Source organism: Methylobrevis albus (assembly GCF_015904235.1).
Classification (GTDB): domain Bacteria; phylum Pseudomonadota; class Alphaproteobacteria; order Rhizobiales; family Pleomorphomonadaceae; genus Methylobrevis_A; species Methylobrevis_A albus.
In genome coordinates this window covers 44,421-58,415 of sequence record NZ_JADZLT010000052.1, presented here as the reverse complement: position 1 = coordinate 58,415, position 13,995 = coordinate 44,421, and the positions used below count along the sequence as shown (strand labels likewise).

The 13,995-nt window shown below is 70.8% G+C and carries 13 protein-coding genes; 5 read left to right on the top strand and 8 right to left on the bottom strand.

Going from position 1 to position 13,995, the window contains the following annotated elements; translation table 11 throughout:
* Nucleotides 1-28: 28 nt before the first annotated feature.
* From I5731_RS13935 to I5731_RS13920, 4 genes are all read left to right on the top strand, one after another.
* The gene (locus I5731_RS13935) at nucleotides 29-676 is read left to right on the top strand and encodes a redoxin domain-containing protein (protein ID WP_197312014.1); all 648 of its coding nucleotides are present in this window, start codon (nucleotides 29-31) and stop codon (nucleotides 674-676) included.
* Nucleotides 677-879: 203 nt separating this feature from the next.
* The gene (locus I5731_RS13930) at nucleotides 880-1,833 is read left to right on the top strand and encodes a sulfonate ABC transporter substrate-binding protein (RefSeq protein WP_197312013.1); all 954 of its coding nucleotides are present in this window, start codon (nucleotides 880-882) and stop codon (nucleotides 1,831-1,833) included.
* Nucleotides 1,830-2,693 (top strand): aliphatic sulfonate ABC transporter permease SsuC, encoded by an 864-nt coding sequence (gene ssuC / locus I5731_RS13925; protein ID WP_197312012.1) that lies wholly within the window; start codon nucleotides 1,830-1,832, stop codon nucleotides 2,691-2,693. The genes I5731_RS13930 and ssuC overlap by 4 nt, the downstream gene beginning before the upstream one ends.
* Complete coding sequence (locus I5731_RS13920; protein WP_197312011.1) at nucleotides 2,690-3,460, top strand: ABC transporter ATP-binding protein; 771 nt, start codon at nucleotides 2,690-2,692, stop codon at nucleotides 3,458-3,460. The genes ssuC and I5731_RS13920 overlap by 4 nt, the downstream gene beginning before the upstream one ends.
* A 39-nt stretch (nucleotides 3,461-3,499) precedes the next feature.
* Here the strand turns inward: I5731_RS13920 and I5731_RS13915 are convergent, their stop codons facing one another.
* The 8 genes from I5731_RS13915 to I5731_RS13880 all read right to left on the bottom strand — a co-directional run bounded on the left by I5731_RS13915 (nucleotide 3,500) and on the right by I5731_RS13880 (nucleotide 12,470).
* The gene (locus I5731_RS13915) at nucleotides 3,500-3,964 is read right to left on the bottom strand and encodes an RrF2 family transcriptional regulator (RefSeq protein WP_197312010.1); all 465 of its coding nucleotides are present in this window, start codon (nucleotides 3,962-3,964) and stop codon (nucleotides 3,500-3,502) included.
* A gap of 190 nt (nucleotides 3,965-4,154) precedes the next feature.
* Nucleotides 4,155-4,808 (bottom strand): methionine ABC transporter permease, encoded by a 654-nt coding sequence (locus I5731_RS13910; RefSeq protein ID WP_197312009.1) that lies wholly within the window; start codon nucleotides 4,806-4,808, stop codon nucleotides 4,155-4,157.
* Nucleotides 4,798-5,886, bottom strand: a complete 1,089-nt coding sequence (locus I5731_RS13905; RefSeq protein WP_197312008.1) for a methionine ABC transporter ATP-binding protein — start codon at nucleotides 5,884-5,886, stop codon at nucleotides 4,798-4,800. Before I5731_RS13905 ends, I5731_RS13910 begins: the two co-directional genes overlap by 11 nt.
* 59 nt (nucleotides 5,887-5,945) lie before the next feature.
* A complete protein-coding gene (locus tag I5731_RS13900) occupies nucleotides 5,946-6,752 on the bottom strand; it encodes a MetQ/NlpA family ABC transporter substrate-binding protein (protein ID WP_328838838.1) in 807 nt (268 codons plus the stop codon).
* Between the two features lie 155 nt (nucleotides 6,753-6,907).
* The gene (locus I5731_RS13895; protein WP_197312007.1) at nucleotides 6,908-8,089 is read right to left on the bottom strand and encodes an acyl-CoA dehydrogenase family protein; all 1,182 of its coding nucleotides are present in this window, start codon (nucleotides 8,087-8,089) and stop codon (nucleotides 6,908-6,910) included.
* Nucleotides 8,090-8,196: 107 nt separating this feature from the next.
* Entirely contained in the window at nucleotides 8,197-9,456 is a 1,260-nt protein-coding gene (locus I5731_RS13890; RefSeq protein WP_197312006.1) for an SfnB family sulfur acquisition oxidoreductase, read from the bottom strand.
* Nucleotides 9,453-10,856, bottom strand: coding sequence for an LLM class flavin-dependent oxidoreductase (locus I5731_RS13885; protein WP_197312005.1), 1,404 nt, complete (start codon nucleotides 10,854-10,856; stop codon nucleotides 9,453-9,455). The genes I5731_RS13890 and I5731_RS13885 overlap by 4 nt, the downstream gene beginning before the upstream one ends.
* 237 nt (nucleotides 10,857-11,093) lie before the next feature.
* Complete coding sequence (locus I5731_RS13880; RefSeq protein ID WP_197312004.1) at nucleotides 11,094-12,470, bottom strand: FAD/NAD(P)-binding protein; 1,377 nt, start codon at nucleotides 12,468-12,470, stop codon at nucleotides 11,094-11,096.
* Between the two features lie 502 nt (nucleotides 12,471-12,972).
* On the opposite strand from I5731_RS13880, the gene I5731_RS13875 reads away from it, so the two are divergent.
* Entirely contained in the window at nucleotides 12,973-13,956 is a 984-nt protein-coding gene (locus I5731_RS13875) for an aliphatic sulfonate ABC transporter substrate-binding protein (protein ID WP_197312003.1), read from the top strand.
* Nucleotides 13,957-13,995: the final 39 nt, after the last annotated feature.

The following is a 13,995-nucleotide window of genomic DNA, read 5'->3' as shown; positions in this document are numbered from 1 at the left end:
CCGGAACGGTCGAAGACGGGAGGACACCATGCAGATATCGGCCCTGACCACCGCGGACCACGCGCGCGACCCGCAGGCGGGCGAGGTCTCCGCGCAGGCGCCGGCCGTGGTCGCCGCCCGCCTCGCCGCGGCGGCGATCGACCGGGACGCCTTCGCCGGACGCGGACCGCTGACGCTGCCGGTGCTCGAGGACCGCAACGACCGTCCGCTCGATCTCAACCGGCGCTTCGCCGACCGGCGGGTTCTCGTCGTCTTCTACCTCGGCGGCTGGTCGGAGGCCTGCACCGAGGCGCTGCGTCTGGTCGACCGGGCCCGCCCGCTGCTCGACGAACGATGTTGCAGCGTCGTCGGCATCTCGCCCGAGAGCGTCGACCACCTCGGCCGAACGGCCGACACGCACGGCCTCGAACTGACCCTGCTGCACGATCACGGCGCCCGCTTCGCCGACGCGCACGGCCTCGCCTTTCGCCTGCCACCGCCGCTCCGCGCGACGCTGCGCGCCGCCGGTGTCCGCCTGCCGGCCTGGAACGGCGACGCCAGCGCGCAACTGCCGCTGCCGGTCACGCTGCTCGCCGATTTCGATCGCAGCGTCACCCTGTTCGCCCCCAGCCACCCCCGTGAAAACCCCGGGCGGGGCGACGTCGCCTGCGCCCTCGACGCGGCGCTCGGCATCTGAGCGGCTCGCGCGGGTTCTGCAGAGGCGCCCCGACCGGCGTGCACCAAACAGAATTTTTTTCGCCCCGAGAGCTCAACTTTGGTGCCTGTGCGCGTGCGTTTGCCCAGTAATTCGATCAACTAATATCATTAGCTCGGCACGGGGACCGGCCAGGCGCAAACCTTTTCTCGAAACGAGGGCGATCCGCCCTCTGGAGCCCGATCATGTCGTTCTCGTTGACGCGCCGCACGTTCGGCGGCATCGCCGTCTCGCTCCTCGCCACCTCGGCCGCCGGCCGCGCCTTCGCGCAGGAGAAGGTCATCCGCATCGGCTTCCAGAAGTACGGCACCCTCGTGCTGCTGAAGGGCAAGGGCCTGCTGGAAGAGAAGCTGGCGCCGATCGGCTGGTCGGTGAAATGGACCGAGTTCCCCGCCGGCCCGCAACTGCTCGAGGCGCTCAACGTCGGCGCGGTCGACTTCGGCTCCACCGGCGAAGCGCCGCCGATCTTCGCCCAGGCCGCCGGCGCCCCGCTGGTCTACGTCGCGCACGAGCCCCCCGCCCCGCGCGGCGAGGCGATCCTCGTTCCGAAGGACAGCCCGATCCAGACCGTCGCCGACCTCAAGGGCAAGAAGGTCGCCCTCAACAAGGGCTCCAACGTGCACTACCTGCTCGTGAAGGCGCTCGAGGAAGCCGGCGTCGGCTACGACGAGATCACCACCGCCTTCCTGCCGCCGGCCGACGCCCGCGCCGCTTTCGAGCAGGGCTCGGTCGACGCCTGGGCGATCTGGGACCCGTTCCAGGCCGCAGCCGAGGTGGCGATCGAGGCGCGCACCCTGCGCAACGGCGAGGGCATCGTCTCCAACCACCAGTTCTACCTCGGCGCCCGTGACTTCGTGGAGGCGAACGCCGAGCCGCTCGACGTGCTCGTCGCCGCGATCGGCGAGATCGACGTCTGGACCAAGGCCAATCCCACTGCCGCCGCCGAGGAACTCGCGCCGTCGGTCGGCATCCCGGCCGAGATCCTTACCGTCGCGCTGGAGCGCCAGTCCTACGGCATCAAGGCGCTGGACGAGAAGGTCATCGCCGAGCAGCAGTCGATCGCCGACACCTTCCACAAGCTCGGCCTGCTGCCGCAGCCGATCAGCATCGCCGATGCGGTCCGCGGAGGGGCCTCGTGACCCTCGCCGCCGAGGACACCGAGCGCAGCGACGCCGGCCGCGGTGGCCGGTCGCGCGCCGGCGCCCGGCGGTTCGATCCCGGCCGGCTCGGGGCGGCGCTGCTGCCCTGGGCGCTGCCCATCGTCCTCGTCATCGTGTGGGAACTCGCCTCCCGCACCGGTCTGATGTCGGCGCGACTGTTGCCGGCCCCGAGCAAGGTCGCGGTCGCCTTCTGGAAGGCGCTGGTCGACGGCTCGCTCGTCACCCACACGCTGGTCTCGACGCAGCGCGCCTTCATTGGGCTGGCCATCGGCGGCGGCCTCGGCTTCGCCCTCGGCCTGCTCAATGGCCTGTCGCGCCGCGCCGAAACGCTGCTCGACAGCACGCTGCAGATGGTGCGCAACGTGCCGCACCTCGCGCTGATCCCGCTGGTGATTCTCTGGTTCGGCATCGACGAGGAGGCGAAGATCTTCCTCGTCGCCGTCGGCGTGTTCTTCCCGATCTACATCAACACCCTGCACGGCGTGCGCACCGTCGACGGCCAGCTGGTCGAAATGGCCGAGGTCTACGGCCTCGACCGGCGCGCGCTGGTGACGCGCATCATCCTGCCCGGCGCCCTGCCCTCGATCCTCGTCGGCCTGCGCTACGCGCTCGGCTTCATGTGGCTGACGCTGATCGTCGCCGAGACGATCTCGGCCTCCTCCGGCATCGGCTACATGACGATGAACGCCCGCGAGTTCCTGCAGACCGACGTCGTGCTGCTCGGCATCATCATTTACGCCCTGCTCGGCAAGCTCGCCGACAGCGCGACCCGCCTCGTCGAGCGCCGCGTACTCGCCTGGCACCCGGCCTACCAGGCCCCGAAGGAGGCCGGCCGATGAGCCTTGCCGCCACCGCCCGCACCCCCGACGCCGGCACTGCGGCTGCGCCCGCTCTCCCCGGTGGCCTGCCGATCCAGCTGGTCGCGGCGACGAAGTCGTTCGGCGACCGCGAAGTGCTGCGCGAGCTCTCGCTCGACGTCGCACCCGGCAGCTTCCTCGCCGTGGTCGGCCGCTCCGGCGGCGGCAAGTCGACCCTGATGCGCCTCGTCGCCGGCCTCGACCAGCCGACCCGCGGCCGCGTCGCGATCGACGGCGAGGCCGTCACCCGCCGCCATCCCGACGTGCGGCTCTTGTTCCAGGAAGCCCGGCTGGTGCCGTGGCAGACGGTAGAGGGCAACGTCGGCATCGCGCGCGGGCCGGACTGGCGCGCGAGCGCCGGCCGCGTGCTCGCCGACGTCGGGCTCGCCGGCCGCGAGGGCGACTGGCCCTCGGTGCTCTCGGGCGGCCAGCGCCAGCGCGTCGCGCTCGCCCGCGCGCTCGTCGGTGCACCGCGGATCCTGCTGCTCGACGAACCCTTCGGCGCCCTCGACGCGCTGACCCGGCTCGAGATGCACAAGCTGCTCGAGCGGATCTGGCTCTCCCGCGGCTTCACGACGATCCTGATCACCCACGACGTCGCCGAGGCGGTCGCGCTCGCCGACCGGGTCGTGGTGCTGCGCGAGGGGCGCATCGCGCTCGACGTCGACGTGCCGCTCGCCCGGCCGCGCCGCGAGCTCGCCGACCCGCAGGCCGTGGCGCTGCAGGCCGAGATCCTCGACGCCGTCTGAGTGCGGTGATCTGGGAAAATATCCGGCCGGCCGCGCGACTCAGGCGCGGGCGGCGGCGGCCGTGGGGGCCAGCACTTCCAGCGCCGGCGGACCGATGCGGCTCATTTCCGCGAGGGTCATGTTGTCGAGAATATCGGCGATGGCATCGCGCACCTGCGACATCGACCGGCGCACCTGGCAGGTTTCCGGGTTGGTGCAGTCCTCGCAGGCCTCGTAGGCGGTGCGGCTGGCGCAGCGGATCGGCGCGAGCGGCCCGTCCAGCACCCGGATCACCTGGCCGATGCGGATCTCCTCGGCCGGCTTCGACAGCGCATAGCCGCCGCCGGGGCCCTTCTTCGAGCGCAGGATCCCGGCCTTGCGCAGGTCGAGCAGGATCGCGTCGAGGAACTTCTTCGGGATGTTGTTGCGCTGGGCGATGTCGGTGATGAAGGCCGTCTCGCCAGGGGGCAGCTTTGCAAGGTCGACCAGCGCCTTAAGCCCGTACTTGCCCTTCTTGGTCAGCATCGCGTCCCGTCTTCCGCCGGACCGCCACCCGGAGTGGGGCCGGCGCGTACTGTCTGGATCGTCGCCCCGATCAATTATGGGGTACCCGGCTCACGGACGAAAGCCGGCCGCGCCAACAAAACGCAGAAAAAGCACCGTCGCGGCGACCACGACGGTGCTTTTGGTGCGCTGGGTCCCGCGGACTGACGCGTCAGCGCCGGTCGAGCCGGCGTACGAGCGCGTCGCCGCTCCACTGCACGAGCGTCACGACGGCGATCAGCACCACGACGACCTGCGCCATTACCGCATCGTCGAATCGCTGGTAGCCGAAGCGCATGGCGAGGTCGCCGAGCCCGCCGGCCCCGACCGCGCCCGCCATCGCGGACGAGTTGATCATCGAGACGATGGTGATGGTGAAGCTGCCGACGATGCCCGGCAGCGCCTCGGGCAAAAGCACGTGACGCAGGATCTGCGCCCGCGTCGCCCCCATCGCCCGCGCCGCCTCGATCAGCCCCGGATGCACCTCGCGCAGCGCCACTTCGGCGAGGCGGGCGAAGAACGGCGCGGCGGCGATGCTGAGCGGCACGATCGCCGCCCAGAGCCCGATCGTCGTGCCGACGATCAGCCGGGTGAGCGGGATCATCGCGACGAGCAGGATGATGAAGGGCGTCGAGCGGATCGCGTTGACGAGGCCGCCGAGCGGCCAGTTGATCCACTTCGCCGGGAAGATCCCGCCCGGCGCGGTCGCGACGAGGATGAGCCCGATCGGCAGGCCGGCCGCCAGCGCGATGGCGCCGGAGATCCCGACCATCACCGCCGTTTCCCACATCGCGATCCAGAAGAGGTCGAGCAAGTTACCGGACATGGCTGACGATCTCCGCATGGGGGACGACGGCGCGCAGCCGGGCGAACGCCGCCTCGGCCGCATTCGGCAGCGCGGTGGCCTCGATCACGCTGCGCGGCAGGGTGACGTAGAGCCGGCCGCTCGGCCGCCCCTGCAGCCGCTCCACGTTGCCGTGCACCAGCCGGGCGCCCGGCCCGAGCGCCGAGGCGATCGCAAAGAGGTCGGGGCCGCGGACGTCCTCGCCGGTGACGCCGATCGAGAACACGAGGTCGTCGCCGGCGGCAATCCCCGGCGGCAGCGCCGGCGCGCCGTGGTCGAGCAGCGAGCGGGTGACGCCATGCTGCGGATTGCCGAACACCCGCCAGATCGGCCCGATCTCGACGATCCGGCCGCCCTCGATCACCGCCACGCGGTCGGCGATGTCGCGGATCACCTCCATCTCGTGGGTGATCAGGATGATGGTGAGCCCGAGCTTGGCGTTGATGTCGCGCAGCAGCGCGAGGATCGAGCGCGTCGTCTCCGGATCGAGCGCCGAGGTGGCCTCGTCGGAGAGTAGCAGCTTGGGCTTCTGCACCAGCGCCCGGGCGATGCCGGCGCGTTGCTTCTGCCCGCCCGAAAGCCGGCCCGGATAGGCGCGCGCCTTGTCGGAAAGGCCGACGAGCTCCAGCGCCTCCGCCGCCCGGCGCCGCGCCTCGCGCCGGCCGATGCCGGCAAGCCGCAGCGGCAGCGCCACATTGTCTTCGACCGTCGACGAGGCGAGCAGGTTGAAGCCCTGGAAGATCATGCCGATGCGTCGGCGCAGCGCCGTGAGGTCGCCCTCGCCGAGCGCGGCGACATCGGCGCCCTCGACGCGCACCCGCCCCGCTGTCGGCCGCTCGAGGCCGTTGACGAGCCGGATCAGCGACGACTTGCCGGCGCCGCTGCGGCCGATGATGCCGAACACCTCGCCCTCGCGCACGTCGAAGCCGACGTCGGCGAGCGCGTGCACCTCCTGGCCGCCGCGCGGCCGGTAGACCTTGCCGACGCCCTCGAAGACGACCTGCACCGGACGGGTATCGGCTTCCTCGACAAAATGCGGCGGCGCATAGTTCACGGTCATGCCTTCGTCCTCGCGGAGCTGCGCGGCCGCGGCGCCGGTCGGGCCGCGGCCGGACGGGGTCACCAGGCCGGGACGATCAGGTCGCCGAACCGCGTCGTGATCGCCTCGCGCACGGCGGGCGACGACTGGTAGATCGCGACGAACTTCTTCACGTCGTCGATGCGCGGGCTGTCGGATTTCACCACCCACTGCAGCGCGAAGCGCTGCTGGATCGGGTCGAACAACAGCGCGCTGTCCGGGTCGAGGCCGTAGTCCTTCAGGAAGTGGGCGTAGCCCTGCGCGAGGTCGACGTCGGCGAGGGTGCGCGGCAGCTGCTGCGCGACGACTTCGACGATCTTCAGGTTCTTCGGGTTCTCGGTGATGTCCGCCACGGTCGCCTTGTAGTCGAGGCCCGGCGTCAGCTTGATCAGCCCGGCCTTTTCCAGGAGCACCAGTCCGCGGCCGCCGTTGACCGGGTCGTTGGCGATCGCCACCGTGCCGCCCTCAGGGATCTCGTCGAACGACTTGTGCTTCGAGGAGTAGAGACCGAGCTTCGACGACGTCCCGACGCCGAGCGACTGGAACGTGTAGCCGCGAGCGGCCGAGGCGTTCTCGAGGAACGGCACATGCTGGTAGTAGTTGACGTCGATATCGCCGTTCTGCAGCGCCTCGTTCGGGGCGATCCAGTCGGTGAACTCGATGACCTCCACCTCGAGCCCCTGCGCCTTCGCCTCCTCGACGGCGACCTTGATGGGGTCTGCCAGCGGACCGGGCGATGCGAGGCCGAGCTTGATCGGCTCGGCGGAGGCAGCCGGCACGGCGACGAAGGCCGAGGCGGCAAGAAGGGCGGCGGTCAGGCCGGCGAGCAGCTGGCGGCGAAGGATCACGGAGCGTCTCCTGTTGCGATGCAATATGATCCTAATGTCGTGAATTTTGACCAATTTAGTCAGCTATAAAGCGGCGAAGTTTGCCGTTCCGGAAGAAATTCGTTCCAAAGGACGGCTCGGCGCGAGAAGCGGCGTCCGACCCTCGCGCAACTCGGTCAGGTGTAGCCCCAGTGCGGCGTGATGGTGCCGTTCAGCGCATGGTTGCCGACCTCGCGCGCCTTGTAGGCGACCGGGTCGTGCAGCGAATGGGTGCGCACGTCGCGCCAGTAGCGATCGAAGCCGAACCGGCGCGCCGTGGCGCGGGCGCCCATCAGGTCGAACACCTTGGCGGTGACCTCGAGCACCGTGTGCGTGGTGTTGACCTTGGCGGCGAACACCTCGGCGGCGGCGAGATTTCGTTCGTCGAGCGTCAGTCCCTGCCCGCGCGCCAGCGCCGCGTCGACGGCGACGGCCGCCCGGTCGGCGAGCGCCGCGGCCGCGGCGAGGTTGGCGTGCAGCAGGCCGTAGTGCTCGAGAATGTAGGGATCCTGCCGGGCCTCGCTGACCCCCGACGTCGGCCACGCCCGCGTCGTCGACCGGATGTAGTCGCGCGCCGAGGCGAGCGCGCCCTCGGCGACGCCGATGTAGAAGTTGACGAAGGCGAGTTGCAGCATCGGCACGCGCATGTTGAGCCAGACCGGCTGCTGTTCGAGCGGCGGGAGCTCGGCGACGAGTTCGTCCGGCTCCACCCGCACATCATCGAACAGGATCGTGCCGCTCGCGGTCTGCCGCTGGCCGAGGTGATCCCAGTCGTCGAGGAAGCCGATCCCCGCGCGCCGGCGCGGCAGCGCGAACACGACCGGCGCGTCGCCGAGCTTCGACGACAGCGTCAGCCAGTCGGCGAAGCGCGCGCCGGTGGCGAAGGTCTTGCGCCCGGACGCGCGCCATCCGTCGCCGTCCGGCGTCAGCACCAGCCCGGGATCGAGCGGATTGGCCGCCCCGGCCCAGTGCCAGCCCTCCGCCACCGACCGCCGCCGCAGCCGCTCGCCGTTGCCGCCCCGGCCGAACGGCGCCTGGCCGTAGAACCCCGGCGATTGCGACATCACGTAGTGATAGCCGAGCAACTGCCCGATCGAGCCGCTGCCGCGGGCGACGATCCTGACCAATGGCAGCGTCTCGGACCAGGCGAGTCCCCCTCCCCCGATCTCGTGCGGCTCCGCCGCGGCGAGGAACCCCGCTTCGCGCAGCAGCGCGATCTCGTCCACGGGATCGCGGCCCGCGGCGTCGCCCTCGTTGGCACGGATGGCGACGGCGGCGGCGATGTCTTCGGCCTTGCGGAGCCAGTCTGCGGGCGGCATGGGCTATCTCGGACAGGTGGATAGATGCTCGGTCGACGCGGGGCGCCACGGCCTCTCGGCCGTGGTCGGGGCGACGCAGGTGACGCGCGACGTGTGCGCCGCGCCGGTCAGAGCCGCGGGCGGCCGGGGTTGCGGTAGCGCCGCGACGCCTCGGCGTAGCCGAGCGGCGGCTTGCCGGTCAGCCGGAACGCGCCGACCTCGTGCCGGCGCCAGCGCACCGGGTCGTGCACCGAATGCGTGCGCACGTCGCGCCAGTAGCGATCGTTGCCGAGGTCGCGCCGCGTCGCGCTGGAGCCGGCGTGTTCGACGAGCTTGGTCGCGGCGCTGAGCCCGACTTCGGCGGCGAATACCTTCGCCTCGAACACCGCCGCCGTCGCCTCGGCCCAGGCCGTCTCCGACGGCGAGCGGTCGGCGACGTCGAGCACCCGCCCGGCCCGCTCGATCAGCGCCTCGGCGGCGGCGAGCCGCATCGAGAGGTCGCCGACGTCGGCCAGCGTATGCGGATCGTCGGTCGCGGCGGCAAGGCCGGTTTCGTGCCAGGGCCGCGCCGAATGGCGCACGTAGTCGAGCAGTTCTTCATAGGCGCGCCGGCCAATGCCGGCGTCGATCGCCGCGTGCATGATGTGGGCGACCGGCAGCGACAGCGTATAGCCCGCGGCCGAATGGGTCGGCACCACGAGCTCCGGCTCGACCACGACATCGGTGAACCGCGAGGTGCCGCTCGCCGTGGTGCGCTGGCCGAAGCCGTTCCAGTCGTCGACGACCTCGACCCCGGCCCGGCCGCGCGGCACGAAGACATAGGCGCGGCGGTCGTCCTCGTCGAACACGGACGGCACCACCCAGTCGGCGAACAGCGCGCCGGTGGAGTAGTATTTTTCGCCGCTGAGGCGGTAGCGGCCGCCGTCGGGCACGATCCGCGTCGCCCAGCTTTTCGCCGTGCGGGTGCCCCGTTCGGCGAGCGCATTGCCGAAGCGGTCACCCGCCAGCACCCGCTCGAAGAAGAACGCCTGCTGCGCCGGGCTCGCCGACCATTTCAGAATCTCGACCAGGAAATGATGGTTCTGCGACAGCTGGCCGAGGCTGCCGTCGGCGGTGGCGATCAGGCCGATCACCCGACCGAGCGTCGCATAGGAGACGCCGGCGCCGCCGAAGGCCGTCGGCACCAGGATGCCCCAGAGCCCGCTTGCGGAGAAGGCGTCGATCTCGGCGATCGGCAGCGCCCGGTCGCGGTCGCGCGCGGCACTGCCCTCGCGAAACCGCTCGGCGAGCGCGGCGGCCACCTCGATCGCCTCGTCATCCGAGCGGATCAGCCGGGCCGGCGCGCGGGCGGCGGGCGCGGCCGCCAGGTCGTGCACGGCGGCGCTCATGCGACGCTCCGCGCGGCGGCGCCGTCCGCGACCCGGGCGGCATCCCTGAGCCGCGCGCCGTAGTGCGGCGCGGCAAGACGCGGATGGCCGAACAGCTTCTGGCGCAGCGGCCCGGGCGCATATTCCCGCTTGAACCGGCCACGCTCCTGCAGGATCGGCACGACGAGGTCGACGAAGTCCTCGAGACACTCCGGCGTCACCGTCCGCGGCAGGTTGAAGCCGTCGACGTCGGCATCGTCCACCCATGATTCGAGATGGTCGGCGACCTCCTCGGCCGAGCCGACGAACGGCGGCACCCGGCTGCCGAGCACGATGGAGTCGATGATCTTGCGAACGGTCCAGACCTGCGCCGACCGCGTGGTGATCGCCTCCACCGCGGAATTGTTGGCGTCGTTCTTGACGTAGGGGATCGGCTCGTCGAGATCGAATTTCGCAAAGTCGATGCCGGTCGAGCTCGAGAAATGCGCCAGCGCGCCTTCGATGCTGGCATGCGCCCGGTAGTCGGCGAGCTTCTCCTCCGCCTCCTTGCGGGTGCGGCCGACGACAAGGCTCTGGCTGACGATCACGCGGATGTCGTAGGGGTCGCGCCCCGCCCGCACCGCCTCCTCGCGGATCTCGCGCACGACGGAGCGGTTCGCCGCCGGCGTCGGACCGAAAGTGAACACGCATTCGGCGTGACGGGCGGCGAAGCGGCGTCCGCGCGTCGACGAGCCGGCCTGGAACAGCACCGGCGTGCGCTGCGGCGACGGCGCGCACATGTGGATCGCGTCGACCCGGTAGTGCTCGCCCTGATGCCGCACCGGCCGCACCTTGTCGGGATCGGCGAAGATGCGGCGCTCGCGGTCGACGAGCAGCGCATCGTCGTCCCAGCTCGTCTCCCACAGCTTGTAGGCGACGTCGAGAAACTCGTCGGCGATGTCGTAGCGGGTGTCGTGGTCGATCTGCGCATCGCGGCCGACGCCGCGGGCGGCGCTGTCGACGTAGCCGGTGACGATGTTCCAGCCGACCCGCCCGCCGGTCAGGTGGTCGAGCGTCGAAAGGCGCCGGGCGAGGATGTAGGGGTGCTCGTAGCTCGTCGAGACCGTGACACCGAAGCCGATGTTCTGCGTCGCGTAGGCCATCGTCGGCACGACCAGCAGCGGATCGTTGACCGGCACCTGCGCCCCGGTCAGCAGCGACGGCGCGGGGCTGCCCTTATAGACGTCGTAGACCCCCGCGATGTCGGCGATGAAGATGGCGTCGAACAGGCCGCGCTCGGCGACGCGGGCGAGGTTCACCCAGTAGTCGAGCGACCCGAATTCCGCCGAGCGATCGCGCGGGTGGCTCCAGAGGCCGTGATTGATGTGCCCGGCGCAGTTCATGTCAAAGGCGTTCAGGATCATCTGGCGGGGTTTTGACATCGGCGACGGGCCTCGACATGGCGGCGCTCGGTCGCAGCGACCGATGGGAGACGCGACCCTAGCCCCGGATGCTGCACCGCATCCAACAAACTCTATCTATTTAATTCCCCTGACGCGGAACGGCGTTCCCCCGAATGCGCCCGCGGCCCCGCCGGGGTCGCGGCGCGCGGCGACGCCGCGCGAGCTGTCCTGCTGGCGCGGCGAAGTCGATTGTCGGGACCGCAGGCAGCCGGTCGTTCAATTCGCGTAGCGACGGGCGAGGTTGTCGGCGACCCCGGCCGCCTGGGCCCGGATCTCCGGCACGGCGGTGATTTCCCAGAACGTGCCGGCGGTGAGCGGTCCGACCGCGTAGAGGCCGCGCAGGCGCCGGCCGTCGGCCGCGATCACCGCGCTGTCGCGGTCGACCGCAATGCCGAGCCCGGTCGGATCGGGCGTCACCACCCCCCGCGCCGCAAGGTCGACGAGCAGCGGGCTCGACTGCAGCGACGGACAGCGGTCCGGGCCACAGCAGTTGACGACGACGTCGGCCGTGAGCGTCTCGAGGCCGTGGGTGCCGCGGGGGCGGAACGAGACGCGCGCCCGGCCGCCGGCGTCGGTGATGCTCTCCAGCCAGCCGGCGCGGATATGCACCCGCCCGGTGCGGCGCAGCGCTTCCACCTCGGCGTTGACCGCCGGCGCGACCCGGTGGCGATGCGCGTTCCAGTAGGGCAGCAGGTGGCGCATGAACTGGCGTCGCTGCGCCGGGGCGAGCCCGTCCCACAGCCGCTGCGTCGAGGGGCGCAGCCCGTCCATCAGCGCGCGCCAGTCGTCGATGCGGCCGGCGGCCCGCCGCAGTTCGCTGAGCGCGGCCGCGAGACCGTCGCGCGCCGGGTCGAGGTCGAGCGCAACCGCCGGCGGGCGCGGCTCGCGATGCGGATGCGGCAGCAGGCCACGGCGGGACATGGCGTGGATCGGCCCGCGGTGACCGCGCCCGACCAGCGAGACCAGCTGGTCGATCATGGTGAGGCCGGTGCCGACGAACAGCACCGTTGCGTCCGGCTCGATCGCGCCGATCCAGTCGGCCTTCCAGGGATCGGCAACCAGCCGGTCGGCAACGGCCGGGTCGACGGCCCCGGCCGGCAGCGGCAGGCCGGCGGGAGCACCGCCGACGCACAGCACCGCCGACTGGCCGGCGACGACGTCGCCGTTGGAGAGGCGGAAGGGATAGCCACCTTCGTCGGTGGCGGCAAAGCCCGTCGCCTCGGCATCGAAGAAGGACACCGCCGAGCGGTTGCCGGTGCGGCGGATCGCGCTCGCGAGGCTGTCGCGGACGTAGTCACCGTAGATGCGGCGCGGCACGAAGTCGTGCGGACCGTACCCGGCCGCCTTCTGGCGCAGCCAGCGCACGAAATGGTCGGGATCGGTGCTGAACAGGCTCATCCGTCCGGCCGGGACGTTGAGGAGGTGGCGATCGTCGGTCGTGCCGTAGGCGACACCGCGGCCGCGGCGCCCCTTGGGCGCGACGACGCCGATCGTGGTGGACGGGGGCAGGCGGTCGACCAGCTCGGCGATGACGGCAGAGGCCGAAAGGCCACCGCCGATGACGGCGATATCGGTGCGGGTGAGGGTCGCCATGATCATGTCCTCCTCTCGTGTCCCGGCGGCTGCCGGATGTTCTCCGTTCGTACGCTTACTCCGTAAAGTCCACTAGCTTTATGGGGATTAGGATGGCCTTCGATGTTTCCGCGGTCAACGACAAACTGATTGCTTCACGCGGCCGTGTTTGATGGCGGCGGTTGCGACGCGAGAGGACCGAAACGCGAACAGGGGGATGCGATGGCAGACCGTCCGGTCGGTGCTTGGGCCGGGACAGAATGAAGCGCGATCAAGCTTGGTCGACCGAGTGGGCACCACGTGCAATGTCAGAAAAAACGGCCCGGGACCCTGATATCGCCCCCTCGCCCCCTGCCCCCGGCGCAATCGGGCGGGCGAAAACGCTCCGGGAAGACCCTGCGCAGGAATGAAATTCCAGCCGGGCCACAATAAAGACCATAGCTTTGGTAGACTGATTGCGCCGGAGGTGTGACCTTTGCGTCGTCCGCATCGTCCCGATGCCGCGCCTGACCGGAGCCCGTCCATGTCCTTCGCCCGCCGCCTGTTCCTGAAACTCGCCGCCGCCACCGCACTTGGCGTCGGCGTGATCGCCGCGGGCGGCCCGGCCTTCGCCGATAACCCGTCCGAGATCCGCATCGACTGGGCGACCTACAACCCGGTGTCGCTGGTGCTGAAGCAGCAGGGCATTCTCGAGAAGGCGCTCGAGGCCGACGGGATCGCGGTGCGCTGGGTGCAGTCGGCCGGCTCCAACAAGGCGCTGGAGTTCCTGAACTCGGGCTCCATCGACTTCGGCTCCACCGCCGGCGCCGCGGCGCTGATCGGCCGCATCAACGGCAATCCGGTGAAGTCGATCTACGTCTACTCGCGCCCCGAGTGGACCGCCCTCGTCACGGGCAAGGACAGCCCGATCGCCAGCGTCGCCGATCTCGCCGGCAAGTCGATCGCCGTCACCCGCGGCACCGATCCGCACATCTTCCTCGTCCGCGCGCTCGCCGAGACGGGGCTGTCCGAAAAGGACGTCACCCTCGTCCTGCTGCAGCACGCCGACGGCAAGCTCGCGCTGCTGCGCGGCGACGTCGACGCCTGGGCCGGGCTCGACCCGCTGATGGCCTCGGCGGAAGTCGAGGACGGCGCGAAGCTGTTCTACCGCAAGCCCGAGGCGAACAGCTGGGGCGTGCTCAACACCAGCGAAGCCTTCGCCGAGGCGCACCCGGACCTCGTCGAGCGCGTCATCGCCGCCTACGAGGAGGCTCGCGCCTGGGCGATCGCCAACCCGGACGGCCTGAAGCAGCTTCTCGTCGAGGCGACCAAGCTGCCCGACGTGGTGATCGAGAAGCAGCTCGAGCGCACCGAGCTCACCCACTCGACGATCGGCGCGGCGCAGAAGGAGACCATCCTCGCCGCCGGTCTCGCGCTGCAGGACGCCGGCGTCGTCAAGCCGGAGGTCGACGTCGCCGCCACGGTCGATGCGCTGATCGACACGCGCTTCCCCGCGGCCAGCCAGTGACGCAAGGCGAGGCGCCGGTGACCACGCTCGATCATCCGG